At 65.6% G+C, this 18,091-nt stretch carries 17 protein-coding genes and 1 tRNA gene; 6 read left to right on the top strand and 12 right to left on the bottom strand.

Annotated elements, in window-relative coordinates:
* Window positions 1-77: 77 nt before the first annotated feature.
* The 7 genes from LK539_RS20545 to LK539_RS20515 all read right to left on the bottom strand — a co-directional run bounded on the left by LK539_RS20545 (window position 78) and on the right by LK539_RS20515 (window position 8,672).
* On the bottom strand, window positions 78-1,385 hold the full coding sequence (locus LK539_RS20545) for an amidohydrolase (protein ID WP_227802920.1): 1,308 nt from the start codon (window positions 1,383-1,385) through the stop codon (window positions 78-80).
* 90 nt (window positions 1,386-1,475) lie between these two features.
* Window positions 1,476-3,305 carry a M61 family metallopeptidase gene (locus LK539_RS20540; protein WP_227802919.1) on the bottom strand — a complete coding sequence of 610 codons (1,830 nt, stop codon included), beginning with the start codon at window positions 3,303-3,305 and terminating at the stop codon, window positions 1,476-1,478.
* 81 nt (window positions 3,306-3,386) lie between these two features.
* The gene (locus tag LK539_RS20535) at window positions 3,387-3,959 is read right to left on the bottom strand and encodes an NTP transferase domain-containing protein (protein ID WP_227802918.1); all 573 of its coding nucleotides are present in this window, start codon (window positions 3,957-3,959) and stop codon (window positions 3,387-3,389) included.
* 4 nt (window positions 3,960-3,963) lie between these two features.
* Window positions 3,964-6,165, bottom strand: a complete 2,202-nt coding sequence (locus LK539_RS20530; RefSeq protein ID WP_227802917.1) for a xanthine dehydrogenase family protein molybdopterin-binding subunit — start codon at window positions 6,163-6,165, stop codon at window positions 3,964-3,966.
* Between the two features lie 10 nt (window positions 6,166-6,175).
* Window positions 6,176-6,634, bottom strand: coding sequence for a (2Fe-2S)-binding protein (locus tag LK539_RS20525; RefSeq protein ID WP_227802916.1), 459 nt, complete (start codon window positions 6,632-6,634; stop codon window positions 6,176-6,178).
* A gap of 69 nt (window positions 6,635-6,703) precedes the next feature.
* Window positions 6,704-7,423, bottom strand: coding sequence for a DsbC family protein (locus LK539_RS20520; RefSeq protein ID WP_227802915.1), 720 nt, complete (start codon window positions 7,421-7,423; stop codon window positions 6,704-6,706).
* Between the two features lie 31 nt (window positions 7,424-7,454).
* Window positions 7,455-8,672 carry an FAD-dependent monooxygenase gene (locus LK539_RS20515; RefSeq protein ID WP_227813662.1) on the bottom strand — a complete coding sequence of 406 codons (1,218 nt, stop codon included), beginning with the start codon at window positions 8,670-8,672 and terminating at the stop codon, window positions 7,455-7,457.
* 110 nt (window positions 8,673-8,782) lie between these two features.
* On the opposite strand from LK539_RS20515, the gene LK539_RS20510 reads away from it, so the two are divergent.
* Together LK539_RS20510 and LK539_RS20505 are read left to right on the top strand one after the other, a co-directional pair.
* Window positions 8,783-8,858: transfer RNA gene (locus tag LK539_RS20510), tRNA-Phe, on the top strand.
* Window positions 8,859-8,910: 52 nt separating this feature from the next.
* Window positions 8,911-9,249, top strand: a complete 339-nt coding sequence (locus tag LK539_RS20505) for a zinc ribbon domain-containing protein YjdM (protein WP_227802913.1) — start codon at window positions 8,911-8,913, stop codon at window positions 9,247-9,249.
* A 5-nt stretch (window positions 9,250-9,254) separates the two neighbouring features.
* On the opposite strand, the gene LK539_RS20500 is transcribed toward LK539_RS20505, so the two are convergent.
* Window positions 9,255-9,500 carry an EAL domain-containing protein gene (locus LK539_RS20500; RefSeq protein ID WP_227802912.1) on the bottom strand — a complete coding sequence of 82 codons (246 nt, stop codon included), beginning with the start codon at window positions 9,498-9,500 and terminating at the stop codon, window positions 9,255-9,257.
* A gap of 161 nt (window positions 9,501-9,661) precedes the next feature.
* On the opposite strand from LK539_RS20500, the gene LK539_RS20495 reads away from it, so the two are divergent.
* Entirely contained in the window at window positions 9,662-10,444 is a 783-nt protein-coding gene (locus tag LK539_RS20495) for a PEP-CTERM sorting domain-containing protein (protein ID WP_227802911.1), read from the top strand.
* 61 nt (window positions 10,445-10,505) lie between these two features.
* On the opposite strand, the gene LK539_RS20490 is transcribed toward LK539_RS20495, so the two are convergent.
* The 3 genes from LK539_RS20490 to LK539_RS20480 all read right to left on the bottom strand — a co-directional run bounded on the left by LK539_RS20490 (window position 10,506) and on the right by LK539_RS20480 (window position 14,247).
* Complete coding sequence (locus tag LK539_RS20490; RefSeq protein WP_227802910.1) at window positions 10,506-10,838, bottom strand: EF-hand domain-containing protein; 333 nt, start codon at window positions 10,836-10,838, stop codon at window positions 10,506-10,508.
* A 5-nt stretch (window positions 10,839-10,843) separates the two neighbouring features.
* A complete protein-coding gene (locus LK539_RS20485) occupies window positions 10,844-12,451 on the bottom strand; it encodes a S10 family peptidase (protein WP_227802909.1) in 1,608 nt (535 codons plus the stop codon).
* Window positions 12,452-12,597: 146 nt separating this feature from the next.
* Window positions 12,598-14,247 (bottom strand): M28 family metallopeptidase, encoded by a 1,650-nt coding sequence (locus LK539_RS20480; RefSeq protein ID WP_227802908.1) that lies wholly within the window; start codon window positions 14,245-14,247, stop codon window positions 12,598-12,600.
* 248 nt (window positions 14,248-14,495) lie between these two features.
* Here LK539_RS20480 and LK539_RS20475 point away from each other — a divergent pair, with 248 nt between their 5' ends.
* The 3 genes from LK539_RS20475 to LK539_RS20465 all read left to right on the top strand — a co-directional run bounded on the left by LK539_RS20475 (window position 14,496) and on the right by LK539_RS20465 (window position 15,940).
* Complete coding sequence (locus LK539_RS20475; RefSeq protein ID WP_227802907.1) at window positions 14,496-14,951, top strand: fasciclin domain-containing protein; 456 nt, start codon at window positions 14,496-14,498, stop codon at window positions 14,949-14,951.
* A gap of 110 nt (window positions 14,952-15,061) precedes the next feature.
* Window positions 15,062-15,433: a VOC family protein gene (locus LK539_RS20470; RefSeq protein ID WP_227802906.1), complete on the top strand. Its 372-nt coding sequence runs from the start codon at window positions 15,062-15,064 to the stop codon at window positions 15,431-15,433.
* A 66-nt stretch (window positions 15,434-15,499) separates the two neighbouring features.
* Window positions 15,500-15,940, top strand: a complete 441-nt coding sequence (locus LK539_RS20465) for a nuclear transport factor 2 family protein (protein WP_227802905.1) — start codon at window positions 15,500-15,502, stop codon at window positions 15,938-15,940.
* Window positions 15,941-15,997: 57 nt separating this feature from the next.
* Here LK539_RS20465 and LK539_RS20460 read toward each other — a convergent pair whose 3' ends face one another.
* Window positions 15,998-18,070 (bottom strand): M13 family metallopeptidase, encoded by a 2,073-nt coding sequence (locus tag LK539_RS20460; RefSeq protein ID WP_227802904.1) that lies wholly within the window; start codon window positions 18,068-18,070, stop codon window positions 15,998-16,000.
* Window positions 18,071-18,091 lie beyond the last annotated feature (21 nt).

The raw sequence follows: 18,091 nt of genomic DNA, 5'->3' as shown, positions 1-18,091 counted from the left end.
ACATATTTACCATGGGTAAATATCCGTTGTTTTTTTAGCCTGAACCAGGCGCCGGCCAGGCCGGCGCCCGGAAGCTCTCAGCGACCGAGGACGTTCAGCACCGCCAGGCTCATGGCCTGCGCCGCCGTCTTGATCGACGGTTCCGGCACCGGTGCGTAGAACGGCGAATGGTTGAAAGCGATCGGCTTGCCGCCCTCGCGCTCGGCCTCCGCCACCGCTTTCGGATCGTAGACGCCGGTGAAGAAGAACATCGACGGCACGCCTTCGTTGACGAACAGCGAGAAGTCTTCGCTGGCGGTCATGGCCGGCATGCGCTGGGCGTTGGCGGCGCCGAAGGCGTCCTTGAACACGGCTTCGGTCTTCTTCACCAGCGCGTCGCTGTTGACGATGGCGGCCCCGCCGCTGATCAACTGCACGTCCGGCGCCGGCGCGCCGGCCATCGCCGCGGACGCATTCGCCACGCGGCGCACGCCATCGAGCAGTTTGGCGCGCACGGCCGGGCTGTAGGAACGGATGGTGCCGCGCACCTGCACGCTGTCCGGGATGATGTTGCCGACGGTGCCGCCCTGGATCGCGCCGATGGTGACGACGCCGAACTCCTTCGGGTCCTTCTCGCGGCTCACTACGGTCTGCACATCCACCACGAAGCGCGCAGCGATGGTGATCGGGTCGACCGACTTATCGGGAGCCGAGCCGTGGCCGCCACGGCCCTTGAACACGATCTCGATCGCGTCCGAGTTGGACGAGACCGGTCCGGAATTGAAGCCCACCGTGCCGTAGGCCAGCGGCCAGGAATGCAGGGCAAACGCGTAGTCCGGTTTGGGGAAGCGCTTGAACAGGCCGTCGTCCAGCATCGCTTTTGCACCGGACACGATTTCTTCGGCCGGCTGGGCGATAAACACCAGCGTGCCCTTCCACTTCGCCTTCATCTCGGCCAGCGTGCGCGCGGCGCCCAGCCAGCCGGCCATGTGCACGTCGTGGCCGCAGCTGTGAGTGACGAAGCTTTCCCGGCCGTCGCTGACCGCCTTGGCGCGGCTGGCGTACGGCAGGCCGGTCTTCTCTTCCATCGGCAGGCCGTCCATCTCGGTGCGCACCAGCACGGTGGGGCCGGTGCCATTCTTCAGGACCGCGACGATGCCGGTCTTGCCGACCTTTTCCGTCACCTCGAAGCCGAGCTTGCGCATCTCCGCCGCCAGCTTGCCGGCGGTGCGGACTTCCTGGAAGGCGATCTCGGGATTGGCGTGCAGGTCCTTGTAGACCGTGTCGAGCCAGGGGTACATGCCATTGACCCGGGTGTTAATGTCGGATTTGAGGGGAGCGGAGACCTGGGCTAGTGCGGAAGCGGTAGTGAGGGACAGGACGGCGGCGATCAGGGTGGATTTCAAGGGAGCCTCAGTGCAGGTACGGGTTGAACGCGCGGTCGGCACAGCCGACCACCCTACAAGAACAACACGGCGGCAGCGCCGCCGTACACATTACACGCTGCTTGGGCGCTTCAATGCGGTCGACTTCTTTCCCGCCACCGCCTGCGACAGGGTGATGCCCGGCACGCGGTCGCCCTGCAGGGTCACGTCGAATTCCATCAGCTCGTCGCGGCGGAAGGCATGGACCTTGAGCTTGTCGCCGACGCGGTAGCGGCACAGCAGCGTGTCCACGTTCGACGGGTTGCCATTGACCCGCAGGCCGTCGATCGCGATCACCACGTCCTGCGCCGACAGGCCGGCGCGGTGCGCGGCGCCGCCTTCGTGGACCTGGTTCAGCTTGGCGCCCAGCGGGTCGCGGCCGATGTTGGCGTCGAACGAAGGTTTGCCCCCCTTGCGCTCGTCCACCAGCTTGACGCCGAAGGGGGCGTACAGCTTGGCCAGCGGCAGGTCTTCGGTGCCGCGCACCCAGCGTTCGAACTGGGAACGCAGGCGGGTGCCCGCCACTTCGTCGAAGATCGCCTCGACCTCGGCCTCGGTGACGCCACGGCCCGCGCCATCATAGAAATCGCGTCCGAAACGCTCCCACAGCGCCCGCATCACGTCGTCCAGCGACTTCGCGCCGCCCGTCTTGGCGCGGATGGTGAGGTCGAAGGCCAGGCCGATCAGCGAACCCTTGGTGTAGTAGCTGATGATGGCATTCGGCGAATTCTCGTCCTGGCGGTAGTACTTGCTCCAGGCGTCGAAGCTGGACTCGGCCACGCTCTGCTTCAGGCGTCCGCTGCCGCGCAGCACGCCGCCGACGGTCTTGGACAGTAGCTTGAAATAGGTCGCTTCGCCGATGATCCCGGCGCGCACCAGCATCAGGTCGTCGTAGTAACTGGTGAAGCCCTCGAACAGCCACAGCAGCGGCGTGTAGTTCTCGACCTGCAGGTCGTAGGGCGCGAACGCGGCCGGCTTGATGCGCTTGACGTTCCAGGTGTGGAAGTACTCGTGGCTGCACAGGCCGAGGAAGCGCAGATAGCCCTCGCCCGGTTCGGCGCTCTTTGGCGCCGCCAGGCTAGGCAGGTCGGCGCGCGCGCAGATCAGGGCGGTCGAGGCGCGGTGCTCGAGGCCGCCGTAACCGTCGCCGACCGCCATCGTCATGAACACATAGCGGTCCATCGGCGCGCGCTTGGCCTCCGGCTCGAAGAAGGCGATCTGGGTTTCACAAATCGCTTTCAGGTCGGCCTGCAGGCGCGCCATGTCGAGGTTGGGCACGCGGCCCGTGATCACGATGTCGTGCGGGATGCCGTGCGCCTTGAAGGTGGCCAGCTCGAAGTCGCCCATCTCGACCGGGTGGTCGATCAGCTCGTCGTAATTGGCCGCTACGTAGGTGCCGAAGCCATAGCGCTTGGCGCCCAGTTCCTTCATCGCGGTGGCCACGCGCCAGCTTTTCGCCAGCGGGTCGCCGGGGCGCTGGATGTCGACCTGGTGGGCAAGCGCTTCCTGCCCCGCCACGCGCAGGAACACGCTGGTGCCGTTGAAGAAGCCGTGGGTCTGGTCGAGGTGGGCGGCGCGCACCGACAGGTCCCAGGCATAGACCTCGTAGTGCAGGGTCAGCGGACCGGCCACGCGCGCGGCACGCCACGAGTGCTTGTCCAGCTTGGTGAGCAGGACGTCCTGGCCGGCGCTCTCGGCGCGGATGCGCACGATGTTGCGGGCAAACTCGCGGATCATGTAGCTGCCCGGGATCCATGCGGGCAGCGCGAACACCTGCCCTTCCGGATCGGGCGCCGCCACCGTCACCGTGACATTGAACAGGTGCCCGGCCAGGTCCTTCGGCACGATGGTGTACAGGATGGCGGGCTGCTCGGGCTTCTTTTTAGGGGAAGGTTTTTTCATATTGTTTGGGTGCTCATGCGGCAATGGTTGCGTCCTAGTGTAATCGCATTCACCAGGACTGGAAACAATCGCATGCATATGTCATGCCAGCAGATCCGAAGGAGTGTCGATGTCGCGCAGGATGCCCGGATCGTCGACGATGAGCTCGGTGACCGGACAGGTTTGCAGCAGGCGGCGCGCGCCCTGGTCTCCGCCCAGCGCCAGCAGCGCATCGCGATGTTCGGCTCCGAAAGCCACCGGATTGCCGCGCCGCCCGCCATAGGTCGGCACGGCGATGCCGGCGCCGTCCAACACGGCTTCGCGTAGCGCGGCCAGCGTCGAGTCCCGGACATAGGGCATGTCGCCGAGCGCCACCAGCCAGCCCTCGGCCGGCAGCGAATGGCGGATCGCCTGCACCAGCGAGGCGCCCATGCCGCTATCGGCCTCAGGACAGATGGCGACGTCGCAGCCGAGCGCACGCAGGATGGCGGCGACGCCGCCGTCGTCGGGCGGGACGACCGCGATCACGCGCGAGACACAGGAAAGGAGATGGCGGGCGCTGGCGGCGACCACGAGGTCGCCGCCGGGCAGCTGCTGCAGCAGCTTGTTGCGCCTGCCCTCGGGATCGAAGCGGCGCCCCCGGCCGGCGGCAAGCAGGATACCGGCCAGTTTCATGGCCTTACGCCGTGGCCAGGTCGAAAGGCAGCTTGCGCAGGCGCTTGCCAGTCAGCCGGAACACGGCATTGGCAAAGGCCGGCGCCAGCGGCGGCAGGCCCGGTTCGCCGATGCCCGTGGGCGGGTCGTTCGAGGGCACGATGTGGACCTCGACCTGCGGCATCTCGTGGTGACGGGCCACCACGTAGTCGCCGAAGTTCTGCTGCTCGACCACGCCGTCCTTGAGGGTGATCGCGGCGCCCGGCAGGGTCATGCCCAGTCCCATCAGGGCCGCGCCCTGCACCTGCGCCTCGATCGACAGCGGATTCACCGCCTGGTTGCAGTGCACGCCCGCCACCGCGCGGTGCAGCTTCGGCACGCCGTCGACCACCGAGGCTTCGACCACATAGGCCACCACCGAGCCGAAGGACTCGTGCACGGCCACGCCCCAGGCCCGTCCTTTCGCCAGCTTCTTGCTGCCGTAGCCGGACTTGGCCACTGCGAGATCGAGCGCGGCGCGGTGGCGCGCATGCTTCTCGCCCATCAGCTTCTTGCGGTAGGCAACCGGGTCGACCTTGGCGGCATGGGCCGCCTCGTCGATCAGGGTCTCCATCACGAAGGCCGTATGGGTTGCGCCCACCGAGCGCCACCACAGCACCGGCACGTTCTGCCTGACGCCATCCACGCTGAGATTGAGCGGGACGGCATAAGGCTCGCCCATGCCTTCGATGGTGCTGCCGTCCACGCCATTCTTGACCATCATCGGCTCGAAGATGGTGCCTCCCATGATCGACTGGCCGACGATCTTGTGGTCCCAGGCGATGATCTGGCCATTGGCGTCGAGGCCGAGGTCGGCGCGGTGCACGTAGGATGGGCGGTAGTAGCCGCCGCGGATGTCGTCCTCGCGGCTCCACACCAGCTTGACCGGACCGCTCTTGCCGGCAGCGCGCCACGCCTTCGCGACACGCAGCGTATCGCCGATCCAGTCCGAGGCCAGGACCGCGCGGCGGCCGAAGCCGCCGCCGGCCATCATGGTGTTGATGGTGACCTGCTCGGGTTTGAGGCCGAGGATCTGCCCCGCCACCTGCTGGTCGACCGTTTGCGACTGCGTGCCCGCCCAGATCGTGCAGGCCTCATCCTTCAGATCGACGACGCAGTTGAGCGGCTCCATCGGCGCGTGCGCCAGGTACGGGAATTCGTAGACGGCCGAGATCCTGTGGGCGGAAGTCGCCAGCTTCGAAACGTCGGCCGCACGCGCGACCGCGCCGCCCGGAGCCTTGGCCAGCTTGCGGTATTCGTCCAGCTGCCGTGCGCTGTCGACTTTCTCGACGGCGCCCGCATCCCATTCGGCCTGCAGCGCTTCGCGCCCTTGTTTGGCGGGCCAGTAGCCGGTCGCGAACACGGCAACACCGCGCGCGCCGCGGTCCAGGTCCACTTCCAGCACCTCGAGCACGCCCTTGATGGCGCGCGCCGCGCCGGCGTCGAACTTCGTCACTTTCGCGCCGAACACTGGCGGACGCGCTACCAGCACGGTGACCGCGTTCTCCGGCTTGAAGTCGATGCCGAACTGCTGGCGGCCGCTCGACTTGGCACGCGCATCGATGCGGCGCATTGGTTTACCGATGTAGCGGAAGGCTTTCGCTTCCTTCAGCACCACGGTGGCGGGCACGGGCTGCTTCATCGCGGCCTCGGCGAGCGAGCCGTAGCTGGCCTTCTGGCCGTTCGGGCCCAGCACCACGCCTTTGGCAGTAGTGCACTGGCCTGGCGCGACCTTCCACTGCTCTGCGGCGGCCGCCACCAGCATGGCACGGGCGCGCGCGCCGATCTCGCGGTACTGGGTGTAGCCGCGCGCGATGCTGCCCGAGCCGCCGGTGATCTGGATGCCGAAGGCCGGGTCCTTGTAGACCTCGCCGGCCGGCGCCAGCTCGCCGCGCATCTGCGACCAGTCGGCGTCGAGTTCTTCCGCGATCAGCATCGGCAGCGCGGTATGCACGCCCTGGCCGAACTCTAGGCGGTTGACGATCACGGTGACGGTGTTGTCGGGTGCGATGCGCAGGAACGCATTGGGTGCGTACACCTTGGCCTCGGCAGCCTGGGCGAAGCGGTTGGCGCCCGGCAGGGTGAAGCCGAGCACCAGGCCGCCGGTAGCGGCAGCGCCGGCCTTCAGGAAGCCGCGGCGCGACAGGCCTGCTCCCACGGTGGAGCGGTCGATCCAGTCGAATTTCATGGCGCGCTCCTCAGGCCAGGGTCTTGGCGGCATCCTTGATGGCCGCGCGGATCCGTTGGTAGGTGCCGCAGCGGCAGATGTTGCCGCTCATCGCGTTGTCGATGTCGGCGTCGAGCGGGCGCTTGTTGGTGCGCAGCAGGGCGACGGCGCTCATCACCTGGCCGCTCTGGCAGTAGCCGCACTGCGGCACGTCGTGCTTGACCCAGGCGTCCTGCACCGCCTTGCCCACCTTGTCATTCTCCATCGCTTCGATGGTGGTGATCTTCTGGCCCTGGACGCTAGCGATCGGCGTGACGCAGGCGCGGATCGGGTTGCCGTCCAGGTGTACGGTGCAGGCGCCGCACAGGGCCGCGCCGCAGCCGAACTTGGTGCCCGTCATGTTGAGGTTGTCGCGCAGGGCCCAGAGGATGGGCGTGCTCGGATCGGCGTCGACCTGGAGGTCGCGCCCGTTGATGTTCAAGGTGACCATGTACTGCTCCCTGTTGTGGACTGCGTTGTTGTTCTTTTACTCGTGGCCGGCTTCAGCCGGCCATCATTGTTATTTCAGCGAATCGAGCTTGGCTTCCAGCCCCTTCAGGTCGACCGCGCCGGGAATGCGCGAGCCGTCAGTGAAGAAGATGGCCGGGGTGCCCTGGATGCGCAGCTTCTGGCCGAGGGCCACCACCTTGTCGTTCGGCGACTCGCAGGCGGCGGGCGCGGTCGGCGGCAGCTTGCCGTTGATCATCCAGTCATCCCAGGCCTTGACGCGATCGGGCGCGCACCAGATGTTCTTCGACTTCACGAACGAATCCTCGGACAGGATGTTGTACATGAAGGTGTAGATGGTGACGTTGTCGATGTCCTTGAGCGTGGTCTGGCGCAGGCGCTTGCAGTAGCCGCAGTTCGGGTCCTCGAACACGGCGATCTGGCGCTTGCCGTTGCCCTTGACCTGTTTCAGCGCCATTTCGAGCGGCAGGTCGGAGAACTTGATCTTGTTGATTTCGTCGACGCGGGCGCGGGTCAGGTTGGTCGAGGTCTTGGTGTCGTAGACGTGACCGATGAACAGGTACTCGCCCTTCTTGTCCGTGTACAGGATATCGCCGGCCACGCGCACTTCGTACAGGCCGCCATAGGGAGTCTCGCGGATCGCCTCGATCTTGGCGCCGCCCAGGCGCGGTTCGAGCGCCTTCTTGATGGTGGCCTCGGTGGTGTTCTGCGCTTCGACGCAGGATGCGAGCAGGCCCGTCGCCAGCAGGACGGCGACCTTCGTTTTCAACATGACAATTCCTTAGGTGGTGCTTCTGGGTGGATTACTTGCCCATCGCATGCGCTATCAGGCGCCGCTTAACGGAAGGCAATTTATCGAGCAAGTTTAATCCGAAATTACGCACGACGCGTAGGGGTTCGAGGTTGGCGCCGAACAAACGCTCCAACCCGTCGGTGGCCCATTGCATCAAGAGCACGTCTTCCTTGCGCTTGCGGGCATAGCGCGCCAGCACCCGCTCGTCGGCGATGCCGCGCCGGTCTTCGCGTTCGCGCAACACCTGCAGCAGGTCGACGATGTCGCCGAAACCGAGGTTCATGCCGTGGCCAGCCAGCGGATGCACGGCGTGGGCGGCGTCGCCCACCAGGGCCACGCGCGGCGCCACCAGCGAATGCGGGCGCACCAGCGCCAGCGGCACCGCCTTGACGGCTTCCGGCTGCAGGGGACGCAGGGTGCCGAGCTTGTCGTCGGCGTATTCGGCCAGGCGGATCGCCATCTCGCCGAGCGATTCGTCCATCAGGGTGTCGGCCAGGGTTTCCGGGGCCGACCACACCAGCGAAACGCGGTTGCCGGGCAGCGGCAGCAGCGCAATGATGCCGTCGGCGCAGGTGAACCACTGGTAGGCCACGCCATGGTGCGGCTTGTCGCAGGCGAAATTGGTGACGATGGCGCGCTGGTGGTACATGCGGTAGTCGACCCCGATGTCGCACTGCCCGCGCACCCAGGATTCGCGGCCGTCGGCGCCGATGACCAGTTCGCAGGCGATCTTCGTGCCGTCTTCCAGCACGACGGCGGCGCCCAGCTCGCTGCAGCTGAGGTCGCAGGCGCAGCCGGAGACAATCTGGACGTTGGCGGCGAACTTCAGGGCCGCGTCCAGCGCGCCGTTCAGGTTGCTGTCCTCGACGATCCAGGCCAGGGTGCCGACATGGGCGCCGAAGGCGTCGAAACCGAGGTTGCCGCCCTGCTGCCCATCGCCGCGGATATCCATCGCATCCACCGGCTGCACGCGGGCCAGGTCGAGCGCGCCCCAGACCTTGATCGAGGCCAGCAGGTCGTGCGCCGTGTGGTTCAGGGCGTAGACCCGCACGTCCCAGGGCTTGTCCGCCGCGGACAGGGTCGCCGTCTCGGGCGCCGGACGCGCCGGCGGCACCAGGAGGGTGACGCTGTATCCCGACTGGGCGAAACCGAGGGCGGCAGTCTTGGCGATGGCGCCGTTGCCGACGATGCAGACGTCGCTGCGGTATTGGGCGGAGGTGGTGGTCATGAAACACATTATAGCGAGATGTCAACAGCGCGCCCGGCTGTCCTTGTAGCGTGCCGGATGCGCGGGGGCTTGCGCAGATGAAAATCGCTGGCTATAATCATGCCTCTCTTGGCCTGGTAGCTCAGTTGGTAGAGCAGAGGATTGAAAATCCTTGTGTCGGTGGTTCGATTCCGCCCCGGGCCACCAAGATTCCAGAAAACGCCACCTCCGGGTGGCGTTTTTGCATTCCGAGGTCGCCATGCACACACTCCCTCCCTGCCCGCAATGCCGCTCCACCCTCACCTATGAAGACGGCGGCGGCCAGTACGTCTGCCCGGAATGTGCTCACGAATGGCAGGTAGAGGCGCAAGCGGCCGAAGCGGGCCGGGTCTGGCGTGATGCCTCCGGCACTATCCTGCAGGATGGCGATACGGTCACCGTCATCAAGGACCTGAAGCCGAAAGGCTCGGGCGGCGTGATCAAGCAGGGCACCCGGGTCAAGAACATCCGACTGGTCGACGCCGACCACGACATCGACTGCAAGATCGATGGCTTCGGCGCCATGAGCCTGAAGTCGGAATTCGTGCGCAAGGCATAAGCATTTCAGCCGGCCAGGCGCACTTCGATGCACTCGATCACCTGGTGCACATCCTCGGGCGGCACCGGCGGACTGGAATAATATCCCTGGCCGAAGCGGCAATCATGGGCGAGCAGCCAGCGCAGCTGCTCCCGGGTTTCCACGCCTTCCGCCACGATCCTCATCTTTAGTGCATTTCCCAAGGCGACAATGGCCTGGGTCAGCTTTTCCGCATTCGGCTCCTGCAGCATGCTGCGTGTGAAGGACTTCAAAACGCCACGTCGGCTGACCCACTGTCGAGAAATTTAACGCCCTGTTCTTCCTGGCTAGTGTTCTGCTTTATAAATCAATTGCTTAGCCAATTGGTATAAAAGTTGCTAGCGATAACATACCGACTATCACTAGCAAAAAGTCGACACACTAGGGAGAACTTATGAACACACAACGCTTTGGCACGACACTATTGCGCGCAATCCCGGCCTTGATCCTGGCGCTTGCCGGCAGCGCCGCCAGCGCGGCCCCGGTCTACTGGACCGACTGGACCGGCAACGACACCAATCCCGGTCCCGGGTTCACTGGCAACGGCACCATCACCACCGATACCACCACCCTCAACGTCACCTATACCAATGCCTTGGGCATTGCCTTCTTCCAGTCCAATGGGGGCGCCGATTACTGGACCCCGCGCAATCCCGCGACAAACTCGCCATACACCAGCGACCAGGTCGACAACGCGCCGACCGGCACCGACATCATCGGCCTGAACCAGGCTGGCAACCAGACGTTGACTTTCTCGCAAACAGTTCTCAACCCGGTGTTCTCCTTTGTCAGCCTGAACGGCAACGGCTATGCCTTCCTGAACCAGGATTTCGAGATCCTCAGTTATGGCGGTGGCCTTGGGGCCCCCGCGCCCGGCAACAACAGCTGCGGCTATTGGGGCTGCGGCAGCGTGACCAAGCAAGTGGTCGATCTCGGCGGCGGCAACTTCGAATACCGCCTGATCGGCACCGGCGAGCCGCACGGCACGATCCGCTTCACCGGGGCATTCGACTCGCTGAGCTGGCGCAGCATGACGGCCGAACACTGGAATGGCTTCACGGTCGGCGTGCAGGGCATTGCGCCGGCCGCCGTCCCCCTTCCGGCCACCTGGCTGCTGATGCTCGCCGGCGGTGCGGGACTGCTCGCCTCGCGGCGCGGCCGCAAGACCGCCTCCTGAAGCGGTATCGACGATTTTCCGGATGCGCAAAGCGCCACCTTCGGGTGGCGCTTTTGTCTTCCTAACGCCGTTCGGCTTTCGATCGTGCGAGGTAGGCGCGCAGCTCGTCGAAGCTGACCGCGCCACGGCGCGCGGTATCGATGGCCTCGAAGTGCCTGGCGACGAAGCCGAAGCCCTTGGCTTCTTCGGGCGTCAGGCTGCCATTATTGTCGCGGTCGGCCGCCCGGAACTGCGCCTCGAGCTTGGCCAGCGCCTGCGCACGCAGGGCCGCGCCGGCCGCGGGCGGCGGCGCCGGCGGCAGGTTCCTCAGGGCCGGCGGCAACTGGGCGTCGCCGACCGGCTCCTGCGCGCTGGCCGAACCCACCGCAATCATCAGCAAAAACAGGATAGGCATGGTCTTCATTGTGCCACCGATACGCTGTTGTAGAAGGCGCGCAGGTCGGCCTTCTGCAGGCGCCGCACCTCGTCGTCGAGATAGCTCATGTGCCCGCTGTTGTAGTTGCGGATCTGGATCGCGGCCCCGGGGCCCAGCCGTGCCAGATCGAGCTCGGTCTGGTAGAAAGGCGTCGCCAGGTCATGGTAGCCGCTCATGGCGATCACCTTCAGGGCGGGATTCAGGGTCATGGCCGCGGCCAGGTCCGGGATCGTGTCCGGCAGGGGTTTGCCGTCGTGGCTGAAGTTCCACAGGTTCAGCACGTTGTTGGAGCCGATGTAGTTCGTGAGCGCCGTGTAGCGCAATTCGTTTTGCAGGTAATTCTTGACGCTGCCGTTGACGGCGGGGCCGACCACCGTCAGCGACGGGTCGCCGTCGACCGTCAGCGCACTGCCGCTGGGGGCCTTCACCCGGGCATCGTAGCGGCCAATCATCTGGCCCGGCAGCAGGCGCTGGCGGTAGGCGCCCGGCACCATCGAAAAGTCCTGGCGCCAGGTCGCCGCCGACAGTCCCGTGTAGGACACCAGCTGGGCGATGCTCGCCTCGCTCGGCGCGGTCTTGTTCGCGATGAAGGCATTGACTTCGCTGCGGTAAGGGCCGGCGGCGAATTCGCGCGCTTTCTGCAGCACTGTCGAGAAGTCGGTCGGCAGGCTGCCGTTCTGGTGGTAGTACGACACCGCCGCATAGCTCGGGATATAGCCTTCGCAGCTGGCCTGGCCAGGATTGAACATGCCGCAGTTGCTGGTGTAGTTCATGGCGGCCGACTGCAGCATCACGCCGGCCACGCGCACGCCGGCGCTCTCGAGCAGGTTGGCCAGCACGGCGGCGCGCGGCGCGCCGTAGGATTCGCCGAACAGGTAGAGCGGCGAGGCTTGCCGGTTGTTGACGGCGAGGTAGCGCCGCACGAAGTCGCGGAAGGCCGCCGCATCCTGGTCCACGCCCCAGAACTGGGCATTGGTGCGCGGCGCGATCGCCTGCGAATAGCCGGTGCCGATGGCATCCACGAACACCAGGTCGGAGTGGTCCAGCAGCGTTTCCTGGTTGTCGACCAGGTTCCCCGCCACGGCGGCAGGCGTGGTGGCCGGGAAGCTGGTCGCCAGCCGGCGCGGTGCGAACGATCCGATGTGCAGCCAGACCGAGGACGAACCCGGTCCGCCGTTGAAAAAGAAGGTGAGCGGCCGCTGCGCCGCGGGCAAGCTGCCGGCGGTATAGGCGACGTAGAAGAAGGAGGCCGCCGGCTGGCCGCTTGCCAGGTCGGTGGCGGTCAGGTGGCCGGTGGTGGCGGTATAGTCGAGCGGCTTGCCGTCGAGGGTGATCTTGGCCTGGACCTTGGCGGCCTGCTCCTGCGCGCTGGCCAGCGAGGCCGTGGCCGCGCCCGAGTACAGGACCGGATCGGCGTAGCTGCCCGGCAGCGCCGTGACCGGAGGCGGTTGCTGCACCACCGGTGGCGGCGCCGTTGCCGGGGTGCCGCCCCCACCTCCTCCGCAGGCGGCCAGGCTGGCGGCCAGCAGTATGCCGGTCAACCTGGCGAAGTGGGCGGTGTGCTGCGGTCGGTGCACGGAAGAGTAAGCCATGATTGTTCTTGTAAATATCGGCGGTATGCGCCGATTATCCACCTGCCGCCAAAAAACTCAACAGTAAAGCGGTATGCATGTGTCTGCGGCGCACAATGAAAAACGCCACCGCATGCGGTGGCGTTCGTGCTGGTCAAACGGCTGGCTTACTTTCGCTCGGCGGCTGACTTGTCGCGCGCCGCGCGGAATTCCGACTCCTTTGCCCAGTTCGGCCAGTTGCTCGAATTGGCCAGGTCGCTGCCCAGCGCATACAGCAGCTCCAGGTCGCGCGCCATGCCGGTGAAGGGCCAGCTCGGGTCGAATGCGTCCGACGGCTGGTGGTAGTTCTTCTCCGTGTAGGCTTCTTCGGTGGCCTTCCCTGCCCTCACGCCGCCTTCGACGCGGTCCATGCCCGAGCCGAACGAGAGCGCCGGCACGCCGCGCTTGGCGAAGGGGAAGTGGTCGGAGCGGAAGAAGTAGCCTGCCTCCGGTTTCGGGTCCGGCGAATAGCTCAGGTTCCACTGTTTGGCCTTGGCCACCAGCTGGTCCAGCAGCTCTTGCTTGGCGTTGCCCGTGATGTTGAAGTCGCGCGACGGACCGTGCGGGCTCAGGGCGTCCATGTTGATCACGGCGACGGTCGACGCCAGCGGATACAGCGGGTTCGAGGCGTAGTACTCGGAACCGAGCAGACCCTTCTCTTCCGCTGTCACCGCCAGGAACACGACGCTGCGCGCCGGCGCCGGCTGCTTGCCGTAGGCGCGCGCCAGTTCCAGCATGGCGGCGATGCCGGTGGCGTTGTCGACGGCGCCGTTATAGATCTTGTCGCCCTTGGCGTCCGGCTGGCCTACCCCCAGGTGGTCCCAGTGGCCGCTGTAGATCACGTACTGGTTCGGCTGCTTGCTGCCTTCGCGGATCGCGACCACGTTCTTCGATTTGATCACCTGCGCATCGACCGCGTAGTCGGCCGACAGGGTGATGCCCTTCAGTTCGACAGGCTTGAAATCGCGCGTCTGGGCCTGCTTCTTGGCCGCCTCGAAATCGAGGCCGGCCGACTTGAACAGGCTGGCGGCGAGGTCGCGCTGGATCCAGGCTTCCATTGGCGCGTGCGACTTGAGCGGCTCCTTGCGTACCACGTCGTACATCACGTTGGTGTTCGAATTCTTCACGGTCGGCCAGCCGTAGGAGGCCGGCGCGGTTTCGTGCACGATGATGGTGCCCAGCGCGCCACGGCGCGCCATTTCCTCATATTTGTAGGTCCAGCGGCCGTAATAGGTCATCGCCTTGCCGCCGAATTCGCCTTTGCCGGTCTCGAAGTCCGGGTCGTTGATCAGGACCACGGCCAGCTTGCCCTTCAGGTCCATGCCCTTGAAGTCGTCCCACTTGCGCTCCGGCGCGGTGACGCCGTAGCCGACGAAAACCAGCGGCGCGTTCTTGAAGCTGACCTGCTTCATGCCGCTCATCGAGGCGCGCACCGCCATGTCCTCGCCCTGCCTCAAGCTGCGGCTCTTGCCGCCCTCAGTCAGGTTCAGCGTGACCGGGCCCTTGATTTCGAAGCGGCCCAGGGGCACGTCCTGGGTCCAGGCGCGCTTGCCGCCTGCGAGGTCGCCGCCCGGCTGCATGCCGGCGGCCTTGAACTGCTGGACCAGGTAATCGACGGTCTTGGTCTCACCCGCGGAATTCGGGGCGCGGCCCTCGAAGTCGTCCGAGGACAGGACCTTCACGTCCTGGGACAGGCGTTTGGGATCGAACTTCGGCGTTTCCGCCGCGTAGCTAGTGGCCGCGGCCAGGCCGATCAAGGCAAGAGTCAGGTTTTTCAATGCAGGGCTCCCTTGTTGAGAAAGTGCAAGCGGCCACAGTACCACGCAAATCGGGCCGCTTTCACTCCTTCTCCCCACCCGTGCAGGCGCGCAGCGCCGTCCTGCCGCTCCCCGCGGTTCACGACACGGACTTGTCTTCAAATTGAACCGACTATTTAAGGGATTATCCAGTTCATCAACTGGACAATACGCCGATATCAGCTAATATTCTTTAGACAATCACGGTACAACCAACCAAGGAGCGCAAGATGAAGAAGATCGTACTCGGCAGCCTCATGGCCTTCTCCCTGACGGCCGCGCAGGCTGCGGACATCGTGGACACCGCGAAGTCGGCAGGCAGCTTCAACACCCTGATCACCGCCGTGCAGGCTGCGGGCCTGGTCGATACCCTCAAGGGCCCGGGACCGTACACGGTGTTCGCGCCGACCGACGCGGCCTTTGCCAAGATCCCGAAGGCCAAGCTGGACGCCCTGCTGAAGGACAAGGCCGCACTGACCAAGGTCCTGACCTACCACGTGGTGCCGGGCAAGGTGATGGCCGCCGACGTCAAGCCGGGACCGGTCAAGACCGTGGAGGGCAGCAGCCTGACCGTCAGCGCCAAGGGCGGCACGGTCTCGGTCGACAAGGCCAAGGTCGTCAAGACCGACGTGGCGGCCGACAACGGCGTCATCCATGTCATCGACTCGGTGATCATGCCGAACTAATTCGCCCTCCCCCAGGCGATGCCGGCCAGCTTGCGCTGGCCGTTTTTTATTGAAAGCGGCACACGCATGGGATGCGATAATGCCTTCTCTACACCATCGCGGAGAAGCCCATGCCCCATATTGCCGGTATCGATCACGTCCAGGTCGCCACTCCTCCGGGCGCCGACGATGAAGCGCGTGCCTTCTACGGCGGCGTGCTGGGCCTGGCCGAGGTGCCGAAGCCGGCGCCGCTGAACGCCAATGGCGGCGTGTGGTTCAGCGCCGGCGCCTCGCAACTGCACATCGGCGGCCAGGCCAACTTTGTGCCGGCCAAGAAGGCGCATCCGGCCTTCTTTGTCGAGGATTTCGACGCCTATTGCGCCCTGCTGCGCGAACGCGGCGTGGAGGTACGCGAGGAAGCCCAGGTCTATGGACGGCGCCGCGCGGGCATCGAAGATCCCTTCGGCAACCGGGTCGAGCTGATCGAGGCTGCGCAAGGCTGAGCGCCCTTGCACAATCGCGATTCTGAACGATACTGAAAGCCCATCCTTTCCCTGCAGGAGACGGCGATGAGCGAGCAGCAGAATGTCGACCTGGTGCGCCAGGCCTATACGGCGTTTGCCAACCACGATCTCGAGCATGTGCTGGGGTGCATGGCGCCGACGATCAACTGGGAGATCCCGGCCGTGCCCCAGCTCTGCTTCACCGGCAGGCGTCAGGGCCGCGAGCAGGTGGCCGAGTACTTCCGGATGAACAGCGAACTACAGGAAACGCGCGAATTCACGCCGCGCGAATTCATCGCCCAGGGCGACAAGGTGGTGGTCCTCGGCCACGGCGCCTGGACCGCGCGCGACACCGGCCGCGAATTCGAAAGCGACTGGGTGCACATCTTCACGGTCGCCGACAGCCAGATCACGGCCTTCCGCGAATTTCTCGATGTGCATGTCGCGGTCGAGGCTTTCCAATGTTTTCCGCTCGCCGCAGGGGCGTCCGCTCCGGCGCCGCATTGAGCGGACAAAGAAAACGCCACCTTGCGGTGGCGTTCGCGTGGACAGACCAGGCTGGCCTTACCAGAAGATCACGCGATCCTTCGGGTCCAGGTACATCTTGTCGCCCGGCTTGACGCCAAAGGCGTCGTAGAAGCCCGGGTGGTTGCGCAGGCTGCCGTTGACGCGGAATTCCGCCGGCGAGTGCGGGTCGGTCTTGACCTGCGAGATCAGCGCGGCGTCGCGCGCCTTGCCCTTGCGCGCCTGAGACAGGCCCATGAACAGGCGCTGTTCGGCGGTGAAGCCATCGATCACCGGACCCGGCTTGCCCTTCAGGTAGATCTTGTAGGCGCGGCTGGCCATGATGGCGCCGGCGTTGTCGGCGATGTTCTCGCCCAGGGTCAGTTCGCCGTTCAGGTGGTAGCCCGGCAGCGGGCTGTAGCCGGCGTACTGGTCGACCAGCACCTTGCCCCGTGCGGCGAACTGCTTCGCGTCTTCCTCGGTCCACCAGTTGCGCAGGTTGCCGTCGCCGTCGTATTGCGAACCCTTGTCGTCGAACGCGTGGCTGATCTCGTGGCCGATCGAGATGCCGACCGAACCGTAGTTGACCGCCGGTTCGGCGTCGGCGTCGTACAGCGGATACTGCAGGCGCGCTGCCGGGAACACGACTTCGTTCAGGGTCGGGCTGTAGTAGGCGTTGACGGTCTGCGGCGACATGCTCCACACGCTGCGGTCGACCGGCTTGCCGAGGCGGTTCACCATGTAGTCGTGGCCGAACTCGCGCGCACGCATCATGTTGCCGACCAGGTCGCCGCGCACGATCTTCAGCTTCGAGTAGTCGCGCCACTTGTCCGGGTAGCCGATCTTGACGTTGATCTTGGCGAGCTTGGCGTGCGCCTGCTTCCTGGTCTCGGGCGACATCCACTCGAGCTGGTCGATGCCTTCACCGAAGGCGGTAATGAAATTCTTCGCCATGTCCAGCACCTGCTGCTTGCGCTCGGCCGGGAAGTGGCGGCTGACGTAGGCCTTGCCCACCACTTCGCTCAGGGTGCGGTTCACTTCCGCGATCGCGCGCTTCTCCAGTGGACGGTTTTCCTTCTGGCCCGACAGCACCGCGCCGCGGAAGGCGAAGCTCTCGTCCACGAAGGCCTGCGACAGGTAGGGAGCGTAGGAGCTCAGCATGCGGAACTCGAAGTAGGACTTCCAGGTGTCGACCGGGGTCGAGGCAATCAGTTTGTCCAGGCCATCCAGGTAGGACGGCTGGCTGACGATCACCGAGCCCACCTTGCCGGCGCCCGTGCCCTTCAGGTAGCTGTTCCAGTCGAAGCCCGGCGCCAGGGCGCGCAGCTCGGCCAGGGTCTTCTTGTTGTAGCGCTTGACCGGATCGCGGTTCTCGACCTTGGTCCACTGGATGCGGGCGATCCCCGTTTCCAGCGCCACGATGTCCTGCGCCTTGGCGGCGGCATCCTGGTGGCCGGCCAGTGCCAGCATCTTCTCGACGTGGGCCTGGTACTTGGCGCGGGTGTCCTTCAGGCGCGCATCGCTGTCGTTCAGGTAGTAGTCGCGGTCCGGCATCCCGAGGCCCGACTGCGAAATGCTGACTACGTAGCGGGTCGAATCCTTGTTGTCCTGGCCGACGTACATGCCGACCGGGCCGTCCACGCCGATGCGATCGAGGCGTCCCATCAGGGTCGCCAGGCCGCGCTTGTCCTTCAGCGCCTGGATACGCGCCAGTTCGGCCTTGAGCGGCGCCAGGCCGAGCTGGTCGCGGCGTGCCTGGTCGATGTAGCTGGTGTAGAGGTCGCCGATCTTCTGGGCTTCGGTGCCGGCCTTGGCATCACGGCTACCGGCGGCTTCGGCGACGATGGCGGCGATCTGCTGCTCGACCTTGTCCTGGGCGATGTTGAAGGCGCCCCAGCTGGAACGGTCGGACGGGATCTCGACCTCCTTCAGCCATTTGCCCTGGGTGTAGCGGAAGAAGTCGTCCTGCGCGCGCACCTCGCGGTCCATCGCGGCGACCTCGATGCCCGACACCGCGCCGGCGACGGCCGCCGACGGGGCGGCGGTATTGGCGGGGGCGCCCTCGTGCGCACCGGCCTGGGATGCGACTGCAAACAGGCCTGCGATCAGGGTGCTGCACAAGCTACGCTTCATGACTCTCTCTCCGTGTTGTTG

This window comes from Massilia sp. IC2-476, assembly GCF_020707295.1.
Lineage (GTDB): Bacteria > Pseudomonadota > Gammaproteobacteria > Burkholderiales > Burkholderiaceae_D > Telluria.
This window is presented reverse-complemented; position numbering and strand designations above follow the sequence as displayed.